At 71.5% G+C, this 22,697-nt stretch carries 17 protein-coding genes; 9 read left to right on the top strand and 8 right to left on the bottom strand.

Translation table 11 applies throughout. The features are described 5' to 3' along the window. Nucleotides 1-185: 185 nt before the first annotated feature. Nucleotides 186-1,391 (bottom strand): Ig-like domain-containing protein, encoded by a 1,206-nt coding sequence (locus tag ACIP94_RS28140; RefSeq protein WP_402431474.1) that lies wholly within the window; start codon nt 1,389-1,391, stop codon nt 186-188. Between the two features lie 274 nt (nt 1,392-1,665). Here ACIP94_RS28140 and glgX point away from each other — a divergent pair, with 274 nt between their 5' ends. From glgX to ACIP94_RS28110, 6 genes are all read left to right on the top strand, one after another. Next, nucleotides 1,666-3,942 (top strand): glycogen debranching protein GlgX, encoded by a 2,277-nt coding sequence (glgX, locus tag ACIP94_RS28135; protein WP_402431471.1) that lies wholly within the window; start codon nt 1,666-1,668, stop codon nt 3,940-3,942. Nucleotides 3,943-4,255: 313 nt separating this feature from the next. Continuing rightward, nucleotides 4,256-6,067, top strand: coding sequence for an ABC transporter ATP-binding protein (locus ACIP94_RS28130; RefSeq protein ID WP_402431469.1), 1,812 nt, complete (start codon nt 4,256-4,258; stop codon nt 6,065-6,067). Then, nucleotides 6,064-7,932 carry an ABC transporter ATP-binding protein gene (locus tag ACIP94_RS28125; protein ID WP_402431466.1) on the top strand — a complete coding sequence of 623 codons (1,869 nt, stop codon included), beginning with the start codon at nt 6,064-6,066 and terminating at the stop codon, nt 7,930-7,932. The genes ACIP94_RS28130 and ACIP94_RS28125 overlap by 4 nt, the downstream gene beginning before the upstream one ends. A gap of 352 nt (nt 7,933-8,284) precedes the next feature. Continuing rightward, complete coding sequence (locus ACIP94_RS28120) at nt 8,285-9,034, top strand: thioesterase II family protein (RefSeq protein WP_402431463.1); 750 nt, start codon at nt 8,285-8,287, stop codon at nt 9,032-9,034. Next, on the top strand, nt 9,031-9,789 hold the full coding sequence (locus ACIP94_RS28115; RefSeq protein WP_402431460.1) for a 4'-phosphopantetheinyl transferase family protein: 759 nt from the start codon (nt 9,031-9,033) through the stop codon (nt 9,787-9,789). The genes ACIP94_RS28120 and ACIP94_RS28115 overlap by 4 nt, the downstream gene beginning before the upstream one ends. A gap of 57 nt (nt 9,790-9,846) precedes the next feature. Continuing rightward, entirely contained in the window at nt 9,847-11,094 is a 1,248-nt protein-coding gene (locus ACIP94_RS28110) for an ATP-grasp domain-containing protein (RefSeq protein WP_402431457.1), read from the top strand. A gap of 44 nt (nt 11,095-11,138) precedes the next feature. Here the strand turns inward: ACIP94_RS28110 and ACIP94_RS28105 are convergent, their stop codons facing one another. After that, nucleotides 11,139-12,098 (bottom strand): hypothetical protein, encoded by a 960-nt coding sequence (locus tag ACIP94_RS28105; RefSeq protein ID WP_402431454.1) that lies wholly within the window; start codon nt 12,096-12,098, stop codon nt 11,139-11,141. Between the two features lie 110 nt (nt 12,099-12,208). Continuing rightward, nucleotides 12,209-13,534 (bottom strand): acetyl-CoA carboxylase biotin carboxylase subunit family protein, encoded by a 1,326-nt coding sequence (locus tag ACIP94_RS28100; RefSeq protein WP_402431451.1) that lies wholly within the window; start codon nt 13,532-13,534, stop codon nt 12,209-12,211. Nucleotides 13,535-13,725: 191 nt separating this feature from the next. Between ACIP94_RS28100 and ACIP94_RS28095 the strand changes: the two genes are divergently transcribed. Genes ACIP94_RS28095 through ACIP94_RS28085 form a run of 3 tightly spaced genes read left to right on the top strand, consistent with a single transcriptional unit; the run spans nt 13,726 to nt 16,397 of the window. After that, nucleotides 13,726-14,676: an ABC transporter ATP-binding protein gene (locus ACIP94_RS28095; RefSeq protein ID WP_402431448.1), complete on the top strand. Its 951-nt coding sequence runs from the start codon at nt 13,726-13,728 to the stop codon at nt 14,674-14,676. A gap of 1 nt (nt 14,677) precedes the next feature. Beyond that, nucleotides 14,678-15,514: an ABC transporter permease gene (locus ACIP94_RS28090; RefSeq protein ID WP_402431445.1), complete on the top strand. Its 837-nt coding sequence runs from the start codon at nt 14,678-14,680 to the stop codon at nt 15,512-15,514. A 1-nt stretch (nt 15,515) separates the two neighbouring features. After that, nucleotides 15,516-16,397: an ABC transporter permease gene (locus ACIP94_RS28085; RefSeq protein WP_402431442.1), complete on the top strand. Its 882-nt coding sequence runs from the start codon at nt 15,516-15,518 to the stop codon at nt 16,395-16,397. Nucleotides 16,398-16,469: 72 nt separating this feature from the next. Here the strand turns inward: ACIP94_RS28085 and ACIP94_RS28080 are convergent, their stop codons facing one another. The 5 genes from ACIP94_RS28080 to ACIP94_RS28060 form a co-directional block, all read right to left on the bottom strand. Beyond that, nucleotides 16,470-17,645: a YqcI/YcgG family protein gene (locus ACIP94_RS28080; protein ID WP_402431439.1), complete on the bottom strand. Its 1,176-nt coding sequence runs from the start codon at nt 17,643-17,645 to the stop codon at nt 16,470-16,472. Nucleotides 17,646-17,653: 8 nt separating this feature from the next. Next, entirely contained in the window at nt 17,654-19,396 is a 1,743-nt protein-coding gene (locus tag ACIP94_RS28075; protein ID WP_402431436.1) for a carbamoyltransferase, read from the bottom strand. Nucleotides 19,397-19,417: 21 nt separating this feature from the next. After that, entirely contained in the window at nt 19,418-20,554 is a 1,137-nt protein-coding gene (locus tag ACIP94_RS28070) for a glycine amidinotransferase (protein WP_402431433.1), read from the bottom strand. Between the two features lie 82 nt (nt 20,555-20,636). Further along, the gene (locus ACIP94_RS28065) at nt 20,637-21,662 is read right to left on the bottom strand and encodes an isopenicillin N synthase family dioxygenase (RefSeq protein WP_402431430.1); all 1,026 of its coding nucleotides are present in this window, start codon (nt 21,660-21,662) and stop codon (nt 20,637-20,639) included. Beyond that, nucleotides 21,659-22,684 carry an isopenicillin N synthase family dioxygenase gene (locus ACIP94_RS28060; protein WP_402431427.1) on the bottom strand — a complete coding sequence of 342 codons (1,026 nt, stop codon included), beginning with the start codon at nt 22,682-22,684 and terminating at the stop codon, nt 21,659-21,661. Before ACIP94_RS28060 ends, ACIP94_RS28065 begins: the two co-directional genes overlap by 4 nt. Nucleotides 22,685-22,697 lie beyond the last annotated feature (13 nt).

Genomic DNA, 22,697 nt, shown 5'->3' with positions numbered 1-22,697 from the left:
CCCCCGGGCACGCACCTCCCGAAGGCCCCGGGCACGCACCTTGCGTACGCCCTCGGGCACGCACCGCCCGTACACCCCCGGGCACGCACCTTGCGTACGTCCCCGGGCACGCACCGCCCGTACACCCCCGGGCACGCACCTTGCGTACGCCCCCGGGCACGCACCTTGCGTACGTCCCCGGGCTATCAGTCCGCGCCGCCGGCCGTCCACTCCGGCCAGCTCATGTTCCACCCGCCGAGCCCGTTGTCGGGAGCGACCCTCTTGTCCTGGCTGTGCACGACCTCGACCACGTCGCCGACGAGACTGCGGTCGAAGAACCAGCCCGCGGGGGTGTCCTGGCCACCGCCCTTGACATCCCGGAGACCCACACAGCCATGACTGACGTTGGCATGCCCGGGGGCGCCCGGCGCCCAGTAGTTGCCGTGCACGAAGGTGCCGGAGTCGGTCAGGCGCAGGGCGTGCGGGACGTCGGGGATGTCGTACTCGCCGCCGAAGCCGACCGTGCGGCCGTCCATACGGGTGACCTCCAGCATCTCCATGACCACCATCCTCCCGTTGTACGTGGGGGTCTTCGGGGCGCCCGCGGTGATGGGCACGGTGGCGATCAGCCTGCCGTCGCGGCGGACCCGCATGGTGTGCGCGGCCGCGTCGACGAGGGAGACCTGGCTGCGGCCGACGGTGAAGGAGAACGTCTTGTGCTGGAGGCCGTAGACGCCGGGCGCGCCCTTCACGTCCCGCAGCCGCAGGGTGACGGTGACATGGGTGCCGGGCCTCCAGTACTCCCGGGGCCTGAAGTCGAGGCGGCTTGCGCCGAACCAGTGCGGGCGGACCTCCACGGGCGGCCGCGCGGTCACCCGGATCGCGCGCTCGACGGCGGCACGGTCCTGGATCTCCCGGCTGAACTGGAGCGACACGATCATCCCGGTGCCCACCGTCGAGCGGTTCTCGGGGGTGACGTATGCGATGAACCGCCGTCCGGGGACGAACGTGGTGAAGGTGGCGTGCCGGGCGAAGCGGCGGCCGCTGCCGTCGTGGGCCACCGCGTCGACGGTGTAGCGGGCGGCGAGGGCTAGGCGGTCGTCGTCGGGCTGCCAGACCCTGCCGTCCGCGGAGAGGTGCCCGGGCACCGGGGAGTCCTGTGCGTCCTGGGACCTGACGACGGTCACCGACTCCAGGCGGCCGTCGGACACCCGCACCCGCAGCCGCCGGCCGGCGCCCACGGCCCTGCTGCCGTCGTCGGGCAGGACGCGGATGACGTCCCGGGGCGCGGGCGGCTTGCCGGGCACGTCGTCGAATCCGGGGGAGCTGCAGCCGGCCACGAGGCCCGCCCAGGTCAGTGCGGCGGCCAGGACGGCTGCCGTGCGCCGCCGTTGCGTCTGTACGTGGATCACGCCGGGCCCAACGACCCAGGCCCTCCTGGGGAAACGTGAGTGCGAGCCACGCTCTGGGCAGAACAGTGGGGAGGACGACGCGACGGGAAGCCGCGCCCGTGAGCCGCAGGGGCGCGCCCGTGCCGGAAGACCCGTGTGCGCGAGGCCCGAGGGCCCCGCACGGCCGGTCCGCCGGCACCGGCCCAGGCGCCCCGGAGGCGGGCAGGCCAGGAAAGGGCGGGATGCCGCGCGCCCTTTTTCCGTGTCGCCCCGACGAGCCGCGGGAGGCTGAACGGTGTCGAGCGCAGCCGAGCAGGAGGCAGTGGAGAGGGAGCGGGCGGACGGGGGACGGTCCGCCCGCCCGGCCGCCGTGCTCAACGGCAGGCGGCGCCCGGTGCCGGCCGTGCCGGTGTGGCCGGGTGCGCCCACCCCGCTCGGGGCGCGGTTTCGCGCGGGTCCGGACGGCGCTGTGGGCACCAACTTCGCGCTGTGGGCGGGCGGTGCCGAGGCGGTCGAGCTGTGTCTGTTCGACGGGCGGGGTGCCGAGAGCCGCGAGACACGGGTCGCGCTCACCGAGCTGACGCACGAGATCTGGCACGGGTTCGTGCCGGGCGTGATGCCCGGGCAGCGGTACGGCTACCGGGTGCACGGCCGCTGGGACCCGTGGACGGGTGCGCGCTGGAACCCGGCGAAGCTCCTCCTCGACCCGTACGCGCGCGCGGTGGACGGCGCCGTGGAAATCGGGCACAGTGGCCTGCCGCCGGAGGTGTACGGGCATGTGCGGGACTGGCCCGACCAGCGGGTCGCGGACACCGTGCGCGACGAGCGGGACTCGGCGCCGTACGTCCCCAAGGGTGTCGTCGTGCACGATGACGACGACTGGTCGGACGACCACCGTCCCAAGACCCCGTGGGCGGACTCGGTGATCTACGAGCTGCATGTCCGCGGCTTCACCCGGCGGCACCCCGGCGTTCCCCCGGAACTGCGCGGCACCTACGCGGGCCTCGCGCATCCCGCGGCGGTCGAGCACCTGGTGCGGCTCGGGGTGACGGCCGTGGAACTGCTGCCGGTGCACCAGTTCGCGCACGAGGACCATCTGCTCCGACGGGGCCTGCACAACTACTGGGGCTACAACTCGATCGGCTACTTCGCCCCGCACGCGGCCTACGCCTCCGCGGGCACGACCGGCCAGCAGGTCGGGGAGTTCAAGCGGATGGTGCGGGCGCTGCACACGGCCGGGATCGAGGTGATCCTCGACGTGGTCTACAACCACACCGCGGAGGCGGGCGAGCTGGGTCCCACCCTGTCCCTGAAGGGCATCGACAACCGCGGCTACTACCGCCTCCAGTCCGACGCGCGCCGCTACACGGACTACACGGGCTGTGGCAACACCCTGCATGTGGTGCAGCCGCAGGTGCTGCGGCTGATCACCGATTCCCTGCGCTACTGGGTGACGGAGATGGGGGTGGACGGCTTCCGTTTCGACCTGGCGGCGGCGCTCGCGCGCTCCATGCACGACGTCGACATGCTCTCCCCGTTTCTCGCGGTCATCGCCCAGGACCCGGTGCTGCGCCGGGTGAAGCTGATCGCTGAGCCCTGGGACGTGGGCTCGGGCGGCTACCAGGTCGGCGCGTTCCCCCCGCTGTGGACGGAGTGGAACGACCGCTACCGCAATGCGGTACGGGACTTCTGGCGGGGCGCGCTGCCGGACGTACGGGACCTCGGCTACCGCCTGTCGGGATCCAGTGACCTGTACGCGTGGGGCGGCCGCCGCCCGTACGCGTCGGTCAACTTCGTGACGGCGCACGACGGTTTCACGCTCCGCGACCTGGTGTCGTACGAGCGCAAGCACAACGAGGCCAACGGCGAGGGCAACCGCGACGGCTCCGACGACAACCGCTCCTGGAACTGCGGCGCGGAGGGGGAGACCGAGGACGAGGGGATACGGGCCCTGCGGCGGCGGCAGCTGCGGAACCTGCTCACCACGCTGCTGCTGTCGACGGGGGTGCCGATGCTGGTGGCGGGCGACGAGATGGGCCGCACCCAGCGCGGCAACAACAACGCCTACTGCCAGGACAACGAGACCGGCTGGGTGGACTGGAGCCTGCTGGAGGAACCGGGCTGGCGGGCGCTGTTCGAGCTGACCTCCCGGCTGATCGCGCTGCGTCACCGCCATGCGGTGCTGCGCCGCCGGGCGTTCTTCTCCGGGCGGGCCCATTCGGCGGACGGCCTCAGGGACCTGGCGTGGTTCACGGCGCGCGGGGAGGAGATGACGGAAGGCGACTGGTACGCGCCCGCGGCGACCCTCGGCATGTATCTGTCGGGCCGCGACATACCGGGCCGGGACTCCCGGGGGGCACCGGTGGTGGACGACAGCTTCCTCGCGGTGCTGCACGCCGGGGAGGGGCCGGTGGACTTCGTGCTGCCGGGCCCGCCCTGGGCGCGGCGCTACGAACTGGTGGTGGACACCGCCCGGGAGGAGCAGTCGCGTCCGCCGGGGACGCTGCACCGGTCGGGCGCGGCGGTGCGGGTGCCCGCGCGGACGGTGCTGCTGCTGCGGGTGGCGGACTGAGGGCGGACCGGGCGCCGGCTGAAACCGAGGATCCCGCGGTCGTAGGCCACCGCCACCGCCGCCGCGCGGACGTCTCGGCACGGGCCCGCATGCCGGCCGGCCCGAACCCTTCGGTGCCGCCGCGCTCGGGGAGGCGGAGCGGGTCGGCCGTCGCGCTCGAAGCGGCATCGGCCGATCGGTTGACGGCGGTGTGCGACCCGGGGCCGGGGCGGTCCCGGGGGCCTCGAACACGCAGGTCGTAGGACCAGGGGCGGAGCCGGGTCCGGCCAAAACTCGCTGGGCACTGTCGGTGCCGGTCCGTAGGCTCCCACTGATGCCCACTCAACGTGTAAGGCCCAAGGACCGTTCGCCCGTCCGGACGCTGCTGCGCCTGTGGCCCTATGTCCGCCCGGTGCGGGCGCGGCTGACGACCGCCGCGTTCGTCGCGATCGTCGCGTCGTGCGTCGGCCTGGTGATCCCGCTCGTCCTGAAGTGGATGGTGGACGGGCCGGTGGCCGACCGGGATCCGGCCGGTGTGTGGCTCGGTGCGCTGTATCTCCTGCTGCTCGGGATCGCCGAGGCGGTGCTGTTCGGGATACGGCGATGGCTGGTGGCCCGGCCGCTGTCCCGTGTCGAGGCCGATATGCGGGCGGATCTGTACCGGCATCTCCAGCGCCTGCCGGTCGCCTTCCACGACCGCTGGGCCTCGGGACAGCTGCTGTCACGCGGCACCACGGACCTGATGCTGCTGCGTCAGTTCCTCGCCTTCCCCCTGACGTTCCTGCTGGTCAACGGGGTGACCATCCTCGTAGGCGTGCTCATCATGCTGTCCCAGGACCTGACGCTCGGGCTGATCATCCTGGGGCCCGCCATCCCGGTGGTGGTCATGTGCGCCTACTTCGAGCGGCGTTACGCGGAGGTGGCGCGGCGGGCGCAGGACCAGGTGGGCGATCTGACGACCGTGGTCGAGGAGAGCGTGCTCGGCATCCGGATCATCAAGGGGTTCGGCCGCCACCGCAGCCAGGCCCGGGCGTTCCGGGAGCTGTCGCACACCCTGCGCGGGACGGAGCTGGAGAAGGCGCGGCTGCTCGCGGCGATCTGGGCCGTCATCGTCACCCTGCCGGAGCTGGCCATCGGGGCGGCTCTGGTGCTCGGGACGGTACGGGTGGCCGACGGCGCCCTGTCGGCGGGCACGCTGGTGGCGTTCCTGTCGACGGCCCTGGCGCTGCGCTGGCCGGTGGACTCGATCGGCTTCCTGCTGGCGATGAGCCAGGAGGCGGCCACGGCCACCGAGCGGTACTTCGAGGTGATGGACGAGCTGCCCGAGGACGACGCGACCGCGGGGACCCCCGCCGCCCCGCCGGCCCGGCCCTCCACGGCCATGGACGGACTGCGCTTCGACGACGTCCGCTTCCGCTACCCCGACGCGCCCCCCGGCTCCCCCGCCGTCCTCGACGGCATCGACCTCCATGTCCGCCCCGGCGAGACCATGGCCCTCGTCGGCGCCACCGGCAGCGGCAAGACCACGCTGACCGCGCTCATCCCCCGGCTGCACGAGGCGACGTCGGGCCGGATCACGCTGGACGGTGAGGACATCACGGCCCTGTCCCGCGAAGAGCTGCGGACCCGGGTGGCCGTTGCCTTCGAGGAGCCCACCCTCTTCTCCGCGACCGTCGCCGACAACGTTCTCATGGGCGCCCCGGACACCGCCGGGGACCAGGAACTGGAGCGCGCCCTCGGCGTCGCGCAGGCCGGCTTCGCGCACGCCCTGCCCCAGGGCACCCGGACCCAGGTCGGCGAGCAGGGCCTCAGCCTGTCCGGCGGCCAGCGGCAGCGCCTGGCCCTGGCCCGCGCCGTTGTCGGCACCCCCCGCTTCCTGGTCCTCGACGACCCGCTCTCCGCATTGGACGTGCACACCGAGGCCGCGGTCGAGGCGGCCCTGCGCCGGGTGCTGGATGGCACGACCGCCCTGGTCGTGGCGCACCGCCCGTCCACGGTTCTGCTCGCCGACCGGGTCGCCCTGCTCTCCGGCGGCCGTATCGCCGCCGTGGGCACCCACCAGGAACTGCTGCGCACCAACGCCGAGTACGCCCATCTGATGTCCGGACGCCCCGTGCACGGCGAGGATCGCGAGGAGGCCCGATGACGGCGCAGACGACCACCGCGCCGAACGACGAGGACGAGACGGGCGACCTGTCCGCGGCGCCGCCCGCCGCCTCCGACGACCCGTTCGACCGCGACACCCTGCCCACTCCCCCGGGCGCCACGGGCGCCTTGCTGCGCTCCCTGCTCGCCCCGCTGCGGGCCCGGACCGTGGTGACCTGTGTGCTGCTCCTGCTCCAGCAGGCCGCGGTGCAGGTGGGCCCGCTGCTGGTGGCGTACGCCATCGACCGGGCCGTGCCGGCGTTCCGGGACGGGGACCATGGTCCGCTGATCGCGGTAGGGGCCGGCTATCTGCTGTCCGCCGCGGCCGGCGGCGGGCTCCAGTACGCGTTCACCGTCGCCTCGGCCCGCGTCAGCCAGGATGTGCTGCTCGATCTGCGCGGCCGGATCTTCCGCCATGCGCAGGCGCTGAGCGTCGACTTCCACGAGCGCTACACCTCCGGCCGGCTGATCTCACGGTCCACGACGGATGTGGAGTCGCTGCGGGAACTGCTCAGCGAGGGCCTCCAGGAACTGGTCACGGTCATCCTGTCGTTCGTGTACATCTCCGTGATGCTGCTCTGGCTGGACCTCGGCCTGGGCGCGGTGGCGGTGGCATCCCTGGTGCCGTTGTACTGGCTGGTGCGGTTCTACCGGCGCCGGGCGGGCCGGATCTTCCGCCGCCGGTCGACCGCGATCGCCGCGGTCATCGTCAAGTTCGCGGAGACGATGAACGGCATCCGGCCGGTGCGCGCGTTCCGCCGCGAGGCCGCCAACGACGCCGGGTTCCGCGTCCTGAACGCCCGGCACGCGCGAACCAACGGCGACGCCCTCCTGGAGATGGCCCGCTATGTCACCGGATCCCGGCTGGTGGCCAACACGGCGGTGGCCGGAATCGTGCTGTGGGGCGCCTACCGGGTGGCGGACGGCTCGCTGGCGCTGGGTGTGCTCGCGGCGGCGGTCCTGTATCTGCGGCGCCTGTACGACCCCATCGACCGGCTCGGGATGTTCCTCAACGCCTACCAGTCGGCGGCGGCCTCGCTGGAGAAGATCGCGGGGCTGCTGGCGCAGACGCCGTCGGTGCCCGAGCCGTCCGCCCCCGTGCCGCTGCCGTCGCTCACGGGCGAACAGCCAGGCCGTGAAGTCGCGTTCGAGGACGTGCGGTTCGCGTACCGCACCGGCGGGGAGGTGCTTCCGCGCTTCTCGCTGACGCTGCCCGCCGGGCAGACGGTCGCGGTGGTCGGCGCGACGGGGGCCGGCAAGTCGACGCTCGCCAAGCTGCTCGCCCGCTTCTACGACCCCACCGACGGCCGGGTCCTGCTGGACGGCGTGGATCTGCGGGACCTCGCCCTGCCCGAACTCCGGCGCGGGGTGGTGATGGTGACCCAGGAGGCCTTCCTGTTCTCCGGCACGGTCGCCGAGAACATCGCGATCGGCCGTCCCGACGCGACCCGCGAGGAGATCGAGCGGGCCGCGAAGGCGATCGGCGCGCACGATTTCATCAGCGCGCTGCCCGAGGGCTACGACACCGACGTACGCAAACGCGGCGGCCGTATCTCGGCCGGTCAGCGCCAGCTCGTCGCGTTCGCCCGCGCCCTGCTGGCGGACCCGGCGGTCCTGATCCTCGACGAGGCGACCAGCTCCCTGGACATCCCCGGCGAGCGGGCCGTGCAGCGCGCCATGGAGACGGTGCTGCGGGGCCGTACGGCGGTCGTGATCGCGCACCGGCTGTCGACGGTGGAGATCGCGGACCGGGTCCTGGTCATGGAGGGCGGACGCATCGTCGAGGACGGCGGCCCGGCCGAACTGATCGCGGGCACGGGACGGTTCGCGGATCTGCACCGGGCCTGGCGGGACAGCCTGGCGTGACGAGGGAGGGCGACGGGGCCGTCCGGGCACGCCGGACCCCGGCCCGGTCAGTCGTGCGCGGCCGCGGACCCGCCCGGGATCCCCACCTCCGTGGTGACGCAACTCACCGCGCAGCACACGTGATTGACGTAGTTTTCGCAGAGGGCGTAGCGGTCCCGCCGGCGATGGGTCACCACGACATATGGCCGGATGCCCCCGGCACCGGTCGGACGCGCGGCCGGCATCAACCTCGTCCCCCTCGGATGGACGCCATGGTCGCGAACGCCGTCAGGCCGGGGGTGGGCGGTCTACGGCGGTTGCAATGAATCGGCATCCGGCCCCACGGGGCACGGCGAGCACGGAAGGACCACCCTTGAGCGGCACCGCGACGCGTCACACCACGGAGCTCCGGCTGTTCGGTTTCCACCATGCCGGGGGGTCGAGCAGTCTGTTCCACCCCTGGCGCCGGCTGCTCCCGGCCGGCTGGGAGCTGCGGGCGCTGGACGCTCCCGGACACGGCACCCTGATGGGGCAACGGCCGATCGACGACCTCGACGCCCTCCTCACGCACTTCCTCGACGTCGTCCGGCCCGAACCGGAGGTCCCCTACGCCTTCTTCGGGCACAGCATGGGGGGCGTCGTCGCCTATGAGCTGACTCGCCGGCTGATCGCGGAGGGACGCGTTCCGCCGGTCTGGCTCGGTGTCTCGGCCTGCCGGGCCCCCGGCACACCGCTCGCCGTGCGGCGGCACGCGCTCGACGACGAGGAACTGCGCCGGAGCGTCGCCGAGCTGGGCGGCACCCCCGCGCAACTGCTGGACGACCCGGCCCTGTGGGGGATTTTCGGCCCGCTCATCCGGGCCGATCTGCGCCTGGTGGAGACCTGGCACTCCGAGCCGGGAGAGCCGCTGCGCCTGCCCCTGTCGGTGTTCGGCGGCCGTGGCGATGTCTCCCCGCCTCCGGAGCAACTGACCGCGTGGGCCGGGCGGTCCGCCGCGTTCCTCGGCATGCGGCTGTTCGACGGGGGCCACTTCTACTTCGGCGCCGACCCGCAACCCCTGCTCACGCATGTCGTACGGGATGTGCGCACGGCCGTGGAGGCCGCCGCGCAGAGGGTCGGATGACCCCGGCCGTGTCCTGCCGGGTGTGGTGGGCCCGGGCCGGCGACTACCGGCCGGAGCTGGACGCCCTGCTGGGGCCCGCCGAGGCCGTACGCCGCGACCGGTACGCCAGGGCGGCGGACCGCCGCCGCTTCACCGTGTCCGCCACCCTGCTGCGGCTGGCCGCCGCCCTGGAGCTGGGGTGTGCCGCACGGGAGGTGCCGGTGGTGCGGGACTGCCCGGACTGCGCCGTGCCGCACGGCCGGCCCCGCGTGGAGGGGCCGCTGCATGTGTCGGTGTCGTACGCGGGAGAGGCCGTCGCGGTCGCGGTGAGCACGGGCGCGGCGGTCGGTCTCGACGCGGCGGAGGCACCGGCCTGCGGCCGGCCGCCGCGGCGGCCGGCCGCCCTCGAACGGGCGCTGCGGCCGGAGGAGCGGGCCGAGGTGCGTGAGGCACCCGAGGGGATGCGGCCCGGGATGCTGGTGCGCTGGTGGACGTACAAGGAGGCCGTTCTCAAGGCCACCGGGGACGGTCTGCGCGTCCCGCCCACGGACATCGGGGTGAGCGAGCGGTCGGGCGCCCCCCGGCTGACCGCGTATCCGGGACGTCCCGAACTCCTCGGCGAAGGCACGGCGTTGCGGCCCGCCGGGACACCCCCGGGCCTGTTCTCACATGAGGCCGTGGCGTCCGTCGCGTTCTTGGTGGATCGTGGGACCCGTGTCGATCACGTACGTGGGGAAGACGGCCGGAAACTGCTCGGCGCCGCCGCAGGGCGCTGAGGTCCTTCCCGGACGCACCGGCACGACCGCACGGGCATCATCGAGGGGAGACAGGCTGTGACGGGACAGGCGAGGCCGCGGCTGACGGTCGTGGGAAGCGGAGGGCAGCCCTACCGGGAGTACTCCTTCCACGCGCTCGTCGATGACTACGAGTTGACGGCGGTCCTGCCGACGCCCCCCACTTGGCAGTCCCGGTATCTGACGGACCACCGGGTGGCCGACTGCACGGACCCGGGCGCGATCGCCGCCGCCGTGTCCGAACTCGCGGGGCCGGACGGGCAGACCGGGGTGTTCACCTGGGACGAGTTGGTCCTGGAGGCCACCGCCGCGGCCGCCGGAAAGCTCGGGCTGCCGCATATGTCCAGCACCGCGGTGGCCCGGTGCCGGGACAAGTACCTGACGAGGTCGCTGATGGCCGAGGCGGGGCTGCCCTCGCCCCGCCACCGGCTGGTGAGGTCCGCGGACGAGGCGGCGGGCGCGGCGGCGGAGTTGGGATGGCCCGTCGTGGTGAAGCCGCGCTCCCTGGCGGGCAGCATCGGGGTGGTCAGGGCCGAGAACGAGACCGCGGTCCGTGCGGCGTTCGAGCTAGCCTCCGGGGCGGCGTACGCCACGCTGCCGGCCGGTGAGGGCATCCTCGTCGAGGAGTATCTCGACGGCCCCGAGATCAGTGTGGACAGCGTCGTCTTCGACGGTGAGGTCCGCTGTGTGCATGTGGCCCGGAAGCGGCTCGGGTTCCCGCCCTGCTTCGAGGAGGTGGGCCATCTGGTGACGGGCGTCATCTCCGAGGCGTTGCCGCCGGAGGCGGAGGAGTTGGTGCGTGCCGCGCACCGGGCACTCGGGGTCGACTTCGGTGTCACGCACGCCGAGGTCCGCCTCACCTCGGCCGGGCCCCGGCTGGTCGAGCTGAACGGACGGCTCGGCGGGGACCTGATCCCCCTGATCAGCCGGATGGCCACCGGGATCGACCTGGTGAAGGCCGCCGCCGAGATCGCCCTCGGTCGCGCGCCCCGGTTTCCGGAGGCCGCGGGCGGCGGGCAGGGCCGCACGGCGGAGGTCCGCTTCGTCTATCCCGCGCAGGACTGCGAGGTGCGCGGCGTCGATCTCCGGGAGGCGGCCGCCGTGCCCGGCATCGTCCACGCCGCGGTGCTGGCCCCGCCCGGGACCCGGCTGCTGCTGCCGCCGAAGAACCCGATTCCGCGGCTCGCGGCACTGATCGCGGTGGCCGGCGACGAGGAGGGCACGGGCCACGCGCTGGACCTCGCCGAGCAGAAGGTGGCGGCGGACACCGTCCCGCTCGCCGGCTGAGTACCGGGACCGGTCCGGGAGCGGTGGCGCGGCCCGTCTGCGGGCTACTCGCTCCCGGCCGGCGCCTTGGCGAGACGGGCGACGAAGAAGCCCTCGAAGGTGTCGGTGGGTGCCACCCGGACGGCGTTCTTGAGGCGCTCGTCGAACTTCATGCCGCGCCAGGAGGTGACCCCGGGCAGGAACGACGGCTCGGAGAAGTCCAGGGGCTCCACGCTGAGATCCTTGTGCCGTTCCAGGTTCTTGCTGACCGGGAACTCGTTCTCCTCGGGGCTGAGGGTGCAGGTGGAGTACACCATGACGCCGCCGGGCCGCAGCAGCTTGTAGGCCGCGGTGATCATCTTGGTCTGGAGGAACTTGTACTTCTCGATGCGCTCCTCGGACCAGAACCGCAGGGAGCTGGGGCGGCGCAGATCGATCCGCCCCTCGCCGGAGCACTGTACGTCCAGCAGGATGCGGTCGAAGGACTCGGCGGGCAGCGACTTGTCGATGTACTGCGCGGGGTGTGTGGTCAGCTCGGCGTAGCGCACGCCGTACAGCTCGGCCAGCTCCCCCATCTTGCGGGCACGGGGGGCCGCGCCGTCGTTGAGCCACAGCCGGCAGTCGTTGCCGACGCGCGCGGCGAGGTGGAAGGCCTTGCCGCCGGGGGCGGCGGCCACGTCGAGCAGGTCCTCGCCGGGGCGCGGCGACAGCGCGACGGGCGGGATGAGGCTGGAGGCGTTCTGGAGATAGACCCGGCCCTCGTGGGCCATCGCGAGCACGTCCTCGAAACCGTCGTTCTCCGGCCACAGGAAGGTGTGCTCGCACCAGTCGACCGGGAAGGCCTTGGGCGCCTTCTCGCGCACGGTCCGCAGCGTGTCCTGGTAGGTCTCCTCGTCGAGCAGCCGGTTGACCCTGATGGAGGTGGGGCGGGCGCCCCGGAAGATCTCCTTGACCTCGGCCGGTCGGATCCGGAGGACCTCGGCCATACGCTGCTCGAACTGGCGGATGGTCCGCGCACTGGACACGGCCGGGCTCCTTTCTGGCCGACCCCGCGGTCGGAAGGTCTCTGGGCCACCAGTCTCTCACTCGACGGTGGCCCACAGATCCGCGCGGCGGAGCGGCCGGAACCCCGAGTCTATTCGAACACGAGTTTGACGCGCTTCCGGGTCTCCTCGTGCAGATACGGGATCCGGTCGACGTCCGTGCAGTGATAGAAGGCGTCGTAGGTGTACATCCAGCCCTCACGGGTGGCCTTCGACTCCCCACGGGCCGGCACCCGGTGGCCGGGCTCCAGGTACTGCTGCTCGAAGTCGAACTCCGGCTGGGCGTGCACCCAGTCCAGTCCGGTGAACTCCTTGAAGATCCCGGACTCCTCGGCGTTGACGAACACCCCGAGCAGGAAGCCCTCCTTGGCGCGCGGGTACACCCGCGGCAGCGGCTCGCCCATCTGGAGCTTGCGACCCATGTCCCGGACGTCGACATCGAGCCACGCCATGAGCGTCTTGGCCACGCTGCCGCCGCCGATCCGCGGGTTCACCTCGATGATCGACACGCGCTCGCCGTCCCACTTCAGCTCGATGTGGACGAAGGTGTCGTCCACGCCGAGCTTGCGCAGCGCGTCCTCGAGGACCACGCGGATGCGCTCCTCCTCCTCGGCCGAGACGAAGGGGGTGGGGCAGACGTTCGCGGTCTCCAGCCGGAACCCGCCCTCCTGGGCCCAGAGCAGCTTCTCCTGGATCAGCAGCGACACCAGCCGGCCGCTCTGCATGAACGCCTCGAACGACAGCTCCCGGCCCTCGCCGATGAACGACTCCAGCAGCACCTCGCTCCGCGGGTCCCACACCCGGGTCCCGTCGTCGAACGCGCCGTGCGGATGGCCCTCCCGCAGGCTCTCGAAGGTCTCCACCAGTTCGTCGTAGGCGCGCTCCGGGTCCTGCACGATCTCCACGAAGGCGCTCGCCGTGCCCCAGATCGGCTTGATCACAAAGGGCACACCCAGCCGCTCGACCACCGCGGCGGCGTTCTCCCGGGACAGGTCCGCGGCCTTGAACACCTCGGTGCGCAGCGGCAGCACGCCGCCCAGCACCTCCCGCAGCCGGGGCTTGATACGGCAGTTCAACTGCCCCTCGAAGCCGGGGAAGTCCATACCGAGGCGACGCGCGGCCCCGAGCTGCACCGGCCAGATCTTGTCATTGATGATCGAGAACCGGTCGAGCCGGCCGCGATAGGGGGTCAGCGCCTCCACCACGGCGTCCTCGGAGAAGACGTCGGAACAGACGACCACGTCGTCCGCGCACTCCTCGTACACCGAGACGAACTCGGGTGCGCAGAGGAAGAGGACGGGAACGCCGTGCTCGCGAAGACTTCGGGCACGGTTTCGCAACTCAGGCCAGAGTTCCATTCCGGGAATGGACACCTCGACGAAATATCCCGTATCCACGGACGAGTTGTGCTGGTCCATTGCATTCACGGTCGTCACGCTAACACCGGCCCGGAGGTGCGGCAAGGTTCGATGAGGCCTTGCACGATATGATGTGACGGTCCGTCAAGCGAAGTCCGCGGACATCGGCCACGGGGCATGGAGTTCTTGCGGGGCGATCCCCGGACCTCATAGGATCCGAGCGGCCGATGGAATGATGGGGGAGGTGGCTTGTGAGCACGACCGAGACGGGCTTCGACGATACCGTGGTCGTTTCGGCCAGAGGCCTGAAAAAGCAGTTCGGCTCGTTCGAGGCGGTGCGCGGCATCGATTTCGAGGTGGCCCGCGGGGAGGCATTCGGCCTGCTCGGTCCGAACGGCGCGGGCAAGTCCTCGACCATGCGGATGATCGCCTGCACCTCTCCCCGCACCGGTGGCGCCCTGAGCGTGCTCGGCATGGACCCGCAGACGCACGGGCCGGCCATCCGGGCCCGTATCGGCACCGTCCCGCAGACCGACAACCTGGACATGGAGCTGACCGTACGGCAGAACCTCCAGACCTACGGGCGGTACTTCGGACTGTCACGGGCGCATGTGCGTGCCAGAGCCGCCGAGCTGATGGAGTTCGCCCGGCTCTCCGACCGCGCGGACGACGAGGTCCAGCCGCTGTCCGGCGGGATGAAGCGACGGCTGGCCATCGCCCGCGGTCTGGTCAACGACCCCGAGGTGCTGCTCCTCGACGAGCCGACCACCGGGCTCGACCCGCAGGCCCGGCATCTGCTGTGGGAACGGCTGTTCCGGCTCAAGCAGAGCGGGGTCACCCTCATCCTGACCACGCACTACATGGACGAGGCCGAGCAACTGTGCGACCGGCTGGTCGTGATGGACGGCGGCCGGATCGTCGCCGAGGGGTCCCCCGCGGGGCTCATCGAGCAGTACTCCACCCGTGAGGTACTCGAGCTGCGCTTCCACCCCGGCACCCAGACCGGGTACGTCTCGGCGGTGGAGGACCTCGCCGAGCGCATCGAGGTGCTGCCGGACCGGCTGCTGCTCTACACCAAGAACGCCGACGCGACGGCGACCCGGGTCTCCGAACGGGACGTCCACCCGCTGTCCAGCCTGGTGCGGCGCTCCACCCTGGAGGACGTCTTCCTGCGGCTGACCGGCCGGACCCTGGTGGACTGAGATGGCCACCGACACACCCCGGCACACCCTCGCCCCGCCCGCCCGGGCGACAGGCACCGTGGTCGGCCCCTGGCGGGCCATGGCGCTGCGCCTGGAGGTCCAGTGGGCCTGGTACCGGCGCTACTGGCGGGCGAACCTGTACTCCTCCGGCCTCCAGCCGCTGTTGTTCCTCAGCGCGATGGGACTCGGCCTCGGCTCCCAGGTCAAGGACGGCTCGTTCCTCGGCGGGCACGGCTACCTCCAGTACATCGCCCCGACGCTGCTGGTCAGCGGCATCGTGGCCACCGCGGTGAACGAGGCGGGCCACCCCGTGCTCTCCGGCTTCAAGTGGAAGCAGGACTACCTCGCGGTCGTCGCCACGCCCATCACCCCCCAGCAGCTGTACGGGGCGCAGCTGCTGTGGATCGGCCTGCGGCTGTCGATCTCCGCGGTCATCTACGGCCTCGCCGCCGCCCTCTTCGGGGCCTGGACCGGACCCGGGGTGCTGCTCGGCCTGCCGCTGGCGGTGTTCACCGGGGCGGCCTGCGCCGCGCCGGTCATGGCCTTCGCCGCCGTCACCCGCGGGGAGGGGCACGCCTTCGTCGCCCTCAACCGGTTCGTCGTCCTGCCGATGACCCTGTTCGCCGGCACCCTCTTCCCCGTCGACCGACTGCCCGGGCTGTTGCTGCCCCTGGTCTGGATCTCCCCGATCTGGCACGGCAACGAGCTGGTCAGAGGGGTCACGCTGGGCGGTCTGTCGCCCCTGCCGGCCCTCGGGCACGCGCTGTTCCTGCTGGCCATGCTGGCCACCGGCGTGCTGCTCGGCCGCCGGAGCTTCTACCGCAGACTGGTGAACTGACGTGAACGAGCCGACGACCTCCACCCGGATCCCGGCGGCCGGTGCCCCCGCCACCCGGCCGGCCGTCGGCGGGCGACCCGCCGGCCGCGGGCCGCTGCTGCGGATGCTGCCCTCCAGCTCGTACTCCGGGCTGTCCCTGCGGCTGGTCGAGCGCAGTGTGCTGCTGTACTCGCGGGCCTGGCTGGTGCTGGTCTCCGGGGTCTTCGAGCCGCTGTTCTACCTGCTGGCGTTCCGGGTCGGTTTCAGCTCCCTGATCGGCGAGGTGACCGGTCCGGACGGCCGCCCCATGAGCTACGTGGCCTTCGTCGCCCCGGCGCTGCTCGTGGCCTCCGCGATGAACGGCGCGGTCTACGAAACGCTCGGCATCTTCTACAAACTGCGCTTCGACCGGCTCTACGACGCGGTGCTGGCCACCCCCATGGGGACGCTCGACGTGGCGATCGGCGAGATCTCCTGGGCGGTGCTGCGCAGTGGCCTGTACGCGATGGCGTTCCTCGGCGTGATGGCGGCCATGGGGCTCGCCACGTCCCCCTGGGCCCTGCTGCTGGTCCCGACGGCCCTGCTCATCGCCACCGCCTTCGCGGCGATCGGGATGGTGTGCGCGACGCTGCTGAGGTCGTCCTCGCAGTTGGACTACATCCACGCCGTCGTGATGCCGATGTTCCTGTTCTCCACGACCTTCTACCCGATGTCGGTCTACCCGTCGCCGCTGCGGTGGCTGGTGGAGCTGTCACCGCTGTACCACGGCATCGAGCTGGCCCGGGGGCTGTCCGTCGGGGTCCTGGACCCGACCATGATCGGCCATGTCGGGTTCCTCGCCGTGCTGGCCGCCGGCGGGCTGTACATCGCCTCGCGCCGGATCGGGAAACTGCTGCTGAGCTGAGCCGTGGACACGCCGGAGGGCGGGGTGGCCGGGATCCGGGTCCCGGCCGCCCCGCCGTCGTCAGCGGCCCGTTCAGAGGGTGGGATCCAGCTCGTACCACCTGACGGGTGGATCGTCCGCCCGCAGCGGCAGCAGGAACCGGTCGATCTCCAGATCGGCCACAGGGTACCGCTGGAATCCGTCCCGGAATCGCCGGCGTATCGCCTCGGTCCGCGCGTGGTAGTCGTCCTTCGTCAGCACCCGCAGGATGGCCGCCTCGGGTTGGAGCATGAAGAGGAAATGACCTTCGACACCATTCATGTACCGCGAATGGTCATGCGGGTAGCACGGCGCGAACACGCTGATGAAGCATTCCTCTCCCTCCAGCACGAAGTACCACCGGGAATCGGTCGCGATCGCCGGGTCCAGACCCGCGGGAGCCGCTTCGGTGAGATTCCTGTGCAGAAACTCGACGAAATCCCGGAAAACCTGGGCCAGATCGTCGAACGTGTCGCCGAATACCCGGGTGGGAAAGGCGTAGACGAATCCGTCGATGACATCGCGGTCCAGAATTCGCAGGAAGCGGCGCAGGGGCGGCAGTGACGCCGTCATGTTGTCCTCGAACGAGCGTTGCTCGTCGTAGGACGGCGGCCCCCACAGCACCGACTTCTGGGCGAAGGGACAGAAGGTCTCCGTCTGGATGGGCCGGATGAGCCGCACCGACTCGGCCCGGGAGGGGTCGAACTCCGCCTCCGCCGCCCGTTCCCTGCCCGGGGTGGACTCCAGCAGCCGCACCAGTTCCTCGCCCAGCTCCTCGTACGAGGCGAAGCCGGCGATCGCGGCCCTCAGCAGAGCGGGCAGCGCCCGGCGCAGGGCCACCACGCTCGGATCGCTGCCCTGCCGGGCGTCGGAGCGATGGAAGGCCATGGTCCGGCGGACCGGCTCGGCGGCGGCGGCGAGCCGGGCCACGGCCTCCGGCAGCGGCAGCGGCCGCTTCGGCCACAGCGACGCCTCGGTCAGGTCGGCGGGCCACGACGCCTCGTTGAAGGCCTGCTGAAGAGGAATGCCGTAGCCGTTGGCCAGGGCCACCGCCGCGACGATCACCTCGGCGAGGTGCCGCCCCGCGGTGGACCGGTCGGCGGCAGCGCCACCGAAGGCCTCGCGCAGGGCGGCGACGCGCTCGGCGAGGTACGCGTCGGGCGGGTCCGGCGCCCAGTACGGGCCCCGGTCCTCGACCATGCGGCGCACCGCCTCCTGGATGCGCGCCATGTGCGGCCTCACTGCGCCGCCCCCTCCGTGCCTCCTTCCGAGACGTCCTTGCGCACGAGGAACGGTCCGATCGCCAGATAGTCGATCTCGGTCTTGAGGAAGGTGGCCAGGGCGTCGGCCGGCGAGCAGATGATGGGCTCCTGGTCGTTGAACGAGGTGTTCAGGACCATGGGGACACCGGTGAGCGCCTCGAACTCGCTGATGATGCGGTGGAAGCGCGGGTTGACATCGGCGCGCACGGCCTGGATGCGGCAGGTGTTGTCGACGTGCAGGACGGCACCCATCCGGTCGTGCTTGTCGGCCTTCGCCGGGTAGGCCATCAGCATGAAGTCGCCCGCGCTGGTCTCCTTGGCGACCTCGAACCACTCGGGCACCGCCTCGCTGAGCACGCTGGGCGCCAGCGGACGGAAGTACTCCCGGTGCTTGACCTTGTGGTTGAGGTCGTCGCGCATGGATCGGCTGCGGGGGTCACCGATGATGCTGCGGTTGCCGAGCGCCCGGGGACCGAGTTCCATGGCGCCCTGGAACAGCCCGATGACATGGCCCTCCCCGAGCAGCCGGGCGACCTGTCCCTCGAAGTCCTCGGGACGCTCGACGAGCAGGCCGTCGCGGGCTGCCAGTTCCTTCTCGATCTCCGCCTCGGTGTAGGACGGGCCCCAGTAGGCGTGGCGCATCTCCTCGCCTCGCTCCCGGCCGAGGATCGCGTTCCACACATGGAGGGCGGAGCCCACGGACAGGCCGCCGTCGTGCGCCGCGGGCTGGACGTACAGCTCGTCGAACGGGCCCTGCTCGAAGGCCACCTGGTTGGTGACGCAGTTGAGGGCGACACCGCCCGCGAGGCAGAGCCTGCTCGCGCCCGTCACGCTGTGCAGATGGCGCACCATGTGCAGGACCAGCTCGTTGGTCTTCTCCTGGAGCGCCGCGGCGATGTCGTGGTGGACGTCCTCCAGCGGCTCCTCGGGGCGGCGCGGCCGCACGCCGAGCACGGACTCCAGACCGGAGGTGTCGGCGGACGGCGGGTAGTACAGGATGTCGCTGAACTTCAGCAGGTCGTGGCGCATGTCGAAGCCGCCGTCCTCGGTGGTCCAGGCGAGCCGGCCGAAGCCCTCTGCGAACCGCTGCGGGTCGCCGTAGGCCGCGAGCCCCATGACCTTGGCGGCGTCGTAGACCCCGAAGCCGAGGAAGACCGACACCAGTTCCCACAGATAGCCGATGGAAGCCGGGTAGCGGACGCTCTGCACGACCTCCAGCGCGTTGCCCTTGCCGTGGTAGAGGCGGGTCGAGTACGCGTCGTCGCCGAGCGCGTCCACGACCAGCACCGCGGCGTCGGGGAAGGTGGACGCGAAGTACGCCGAAGCGCCGTGCGCGGTGTGGTGCGCCACCCAGTGGAAGTCACCGGTGAAACCCAGCTCCGTGAACTTCTTGGGGATGTTGGGCAGGGTGTCCAGGAACAGCGACTGCTTCTCGGCACTGTCCCAGGGGGAGGGCAGTCCGCCGTCCTTGACGGCCTGGATCTCCGCGGGGTCGGCCGCGCAGGTGACATGGTCCACGTCCGCCAGCGTGATCCCGGCCTTGTCCAGGCAGAACCGGATGGCGCTCACGGGCAGTTCGTCGGGGTTGTCGGCGCGCGCCTGCTTGCCGTGCTTGACGCGGTTGAAGCGCTCCTCCTCCGCCGCCGCGACCACGGTGCCGTCCTTCAGCAGGGCGGCCGAGGACTCGTGGTAGACCGAGTTGATGCCGAGGATGTACATGGGGGCTCCCATCGTGAGCGGTCAGACCAGCGGCCGGTAGGCGAGACGGGGGAAGTAGTCCTCGCGGGTGCCCTCGCGCCGCACGTCCCAGGTGGCGCAGTGCAGGGAGCCGCCGTACTCGAAGACATTGCGGAAGGGGACGGTGAAGACCTCGAAGCCGAGCTTGTCGAGCAGGTCCTGGAGGGGCTTCTCCTGCTCCTCGCAGATCAGCTTCGTCGGGGAGATGCTGAGCACGTTCATCGACAGCCACTTGGAGGACTGGCAGTACAGCGGCATCTCGTCGTTGTTCAGGACCGGCTGCGGGGCCTCGACCAGCTCCCAGTCGTTGTCCAGGAACATCCGCTCCTCGCCCTCGCGCAGCGGGCGCTCCGGGTTGGTGAGGATCAGCCCCGGGCGCAGCGGTACGAAGGTGCAGTCGATGTGCGAGGGGAAGAAATCCAGCGGGAAGTGGACCGGGTGGACGCGGAAGCCGCGCGGCTCCAGATGGCGCTTGAGCCAGTGGATGCCGGCCCGGTTGGTGGTCATCGACTCCTGGACCAGGATGTCGCGGCCCAGGCGGCTCATGTCGGCCGCGTCGAAGACGACCTCGTCCTGGGTGACGCAGAACTCGAACGAGTGCATCTTGGCGTGCCGCTCCTCCAGCGGCCACTCCCAGAACTCCTCGCGGTACATCCCGTCGGCCATCGACGGCTTGGGCGCGGTCGTCCACTCGACGCGCGGGTCGGCGTTCCAGTACTCGTACACCAGCTTGCGGTAGGGCTGGTACTCGAAGTACCGGGCGCGGCGCGACATGGTGGCCTCGATGATCTCGTGGCCCATGGTGATCATCACGTCGCGCGGGCAGACCGCGCAGTACTGGTTGTCCACCTCGAAGTCGGGGGTGCGCACCGGGGCGGAGAAGTCGTGCGTCTCGGGGCGGCGCACGGTGACGCCCTGGGACTGGAGCAGCCGGACGAGACCGTCCAGTTCCTCGTTGGCCCGGTCGATGGCCTCCTTGGACTTGGGGCCGGTCGGGAACGGGGTGTCGGGCGCGTTGCGGATGGCGGGCCGGCTGCCAGGCTCGGTGGGTTCGAAGAAGGCGTTGTCGGCGGAGCCGACCACCATCTCCTGCAGCGGGTCCCACTCGTTCCACGAGTTGACGATCAGCGGCTTGTCCATGAACGGTACCTGTCTCCTGATGTCGGATGTGCGGGAGTCGCGACGGGCCGCGCGGGTTCGGTCGCAGGCCTTGGACGAGGGCTCAGTCGTAGGCCTTGGAGAAGAGCTCCACCACATAGGGGCCGAACTGGACGGGCTCGTAGCGCGGCGGGTTGTCGTCGTCGCAGCAGACGTCCAGCGGGCTGATCACGGCGTCGTAGGCGGGCTCGAAGAAGAAGGGGATCGAGTAGCGGTCGACGGCCCCCGGGAGCTGGACGCGGTGCCAGGTGGCGCGGTAGCGGTCGTTGGTCCAGCGCTGCATCATCTGGCCGATGTTGACGAGGAAGGTTCCGGGGATGTGCGGTGCCGGGATCCACTCCCCCTCCGCGTTGAGCACCTCCAGGCCGCCCACCTCGTCCTGCTGGAGCACCGCGAGGAAGCCGTAGTCGACATGGGCGCCGAAGCCGTGGTCGACCTCCTCCATCGCCAGCTTCTCGGGCGCGGCCCCGCCGACGGTCTCGTTGTACGGCGGGTAGTGCACCATCCGCAGGTCGCTCAGCTCCACACCGTGGTACGGCGCGAAGTAGTGCTCGTCGATGCCGAGGCTGAGGGCCATCCCGGCCGCGATGCGGGCGCTCAGCCCGTAGAGCTGGTCCCAGGCGCGCATCACGGTCTCCCGGAACGACGGCAGGGCCGGGGGCCACTGGCCGGGGTCGTCCAGGGGGTGGACACCGGGGCGCCGGGCGGCCGCGGCGGCGGCGATGGTGCCGGCCTGCCGGCCGGACTCCGGCTGGAGGTCCAGGCACTCGTGCCAGTCCGTCTTGCCCGCGGTGACCTCGCCGCCCAGCGGGACATAGCCGCGGAACTGCTCGGTGACGCCGAGCCGGATCTTCATCTTCTCCTCCAGGGGGAGGGCGAAGAAGTCCCGGGCCGCGCCGAACAGGGCGCGGCTGTCCGCCTCGGAGATGCCGTGGTCGGTGATGTAGAAGAAGCCGACGTCGCGGCAGGCCTCGCCGATCCGCTCCACGGCCAGCCGCAGCTCCTCCGGGTCGGGGTCGGCCGTCACCAGCGGGCCGATGCCGATGACCGGGACTTCCTTGAAGGCCGTGCCGTGGGTGTTGTCGCTCATTGCCCCTCTCCGTTCTCGGTGCTCGTGCCGTCGTTGTTCCGCCCGGGGAAGATCACGTTCATGCGCGCCCACTCCAGCTCGCCCACGGGAGTGGTCGGGATGAGCTCCCGGCCTCCCGCGAGCCACGAGTTGCCTGCCGGCACCGCGAGGGGGCCGCTCAGCCGCGGACTGGACGCGCGGTCCACCGGCACCAGCGGCCGGCGCAGATCGGGCAGGAAGAACGACGCGTAGGAAAGTCGCTCGGCACGCAGGGCCGAGTTGTGGACCCGGTGCGGGCAGGCCCGGTAGTAGCCGTGCGTCCACACCTCCATCAGCTCGCCGCCGAACACCGAGAAGACGTCGTCGGGCGGCTCGACGGGCACCCAGCGGCCGTCCGCCGCCTCGGCCTCGAGTCCGGGCTGCTCCTGGAGGCTGACGGTCAGCAGCCCGCTGTCGGTGTGCCGTTCCAGCCGGGACTGCCCGGCGCCGAAACCGGCCGGGTCGCGATAGCGGATGAGCCGGGAGTAGGAGCACAGCTCTCCGCTCGTGACGGCGTCGTCCGTGTCGGCCGGCTGGTCCAGGGTGAGCAGCACACCGCGCAGGGTCGCCAGCGCGATGCGGTCCACGGCCGCCGAGTAGGCCTCCATCACGGGCCGGAAGCGGGGCAGCACGGACGCGTCGGGCCACTGGTTCGGCCCGTACAGGCCGGCGTGCCAGGGCTGCTCCTCGCCCTCGGGCGCCGCGGTCTCCTTGCCGAACTCGAAGGACTCCTTCAGGTCGGGCACACCGTTGGTGTACTCGGCGCCCTGCGCGACATAGCCCCGGTAGTTGGGCGACTTGTCGATGTCCAGGGCCCGCTTGGCCTCCTCGGGCAGCGCGAAGAACGCCCGCGTCTGCTCGTGGAGGGAGGGGAAGAACTCCGGGGCCGGCTCGGCCCGGGCGTCGACATGGACGATGGCGTGGTCACGGAGTGCGTCGTGCAGCCGGTCGAGCGTCGCGGGCCGGCCGGCCTCCAGGTCGGCGAGGGCGAGTACGGGTATCACGGGCTCTCCTTGT

This window comes from Streptomyces sp. NPDC093261 (assembly GCF_044753645.1).
Taxonomy (GTDB): Bacteria; Actinomycetota; Actinomycetes; order Streptomycetales; family Streptomycetaceae; genus Streptomyces.
Note: the sequence above shows the minus strand (reverse complement) of the source record. Positions and strands in the feature narration are given on the sequence as shown.

What these genes read in the sequence shown, in the direction of transcription:
- ACIP94_RS28130 (WP_402431469.1), top strand. Translation starts at nt 4,256, where the DNA reads ATGCCCACTCAACGTGTAAGGCCCAAGGACCGTTCGCCCGTCCGGACG.
- ACIP94_RS28090 (WP_402431445.1), top strand. Translation starts at nt 14,678, where the DNA reads ATGGCCACCGACACACCCCGGCACACCCTCGCCCCGCCCGCCCGGGCG.
- ACIP94_RS28075 (WP_402431436.1), bottom strand. Translation starts at nt 19,396, where the DNA reads ATGTACATCCTCGGCATCAACTCGGTCTACCACGAGTCCTCGGCCGCC.
- ACIP94_RS28115 (WP_402431460.1), top strand. Translation starts at nt 9,031, where the DNA reads ATGACCCCGGCCGTGTCCTGCCGGGTGTGGTGGGCCCGGGCCGGCGAC.
- ACIP94_RS28070 (WP_402431433.1), bottom strand. Translation starts at nt 20,554, where the DNA reads ATGGACAAGCCGCTGATCGTCAACTCGTGGAACGAGTGGGACCCGCTG.
- ACIP94_RS28080 (WP_402431439.1), bottom strand. Translation starts at nt 17,645, where the DNA reads ATGGCGCGCATCCAGGAGGCGGTGCGCCGCATGGTCGAGGACCGGGGC.
- ACIP94_RS28125 (WP_402431466.1), top strand. Translation starts at nt 6,064, where the DNA reads ATGACGGCGCAGACGACCACCGCGCCGAACGACGAGGACGAGACGGGC.
- ACIP94_RS28065 (WP_402431430.1), bottom strand. Translation starts at nt 21,662, where the DNA reads ATGAGCGACAACACCCACGGCACGGCCTTCAAGGAAGTCCCGGTCATC.
- ACIP94_RS28100 (WP_402431451.1), bottom strand. Translation starts at nt 13,534, where the DNA reads ATGGACCAGCACAACTCGTCCGTGGATACGGGATATTTCGTCGAGGTG.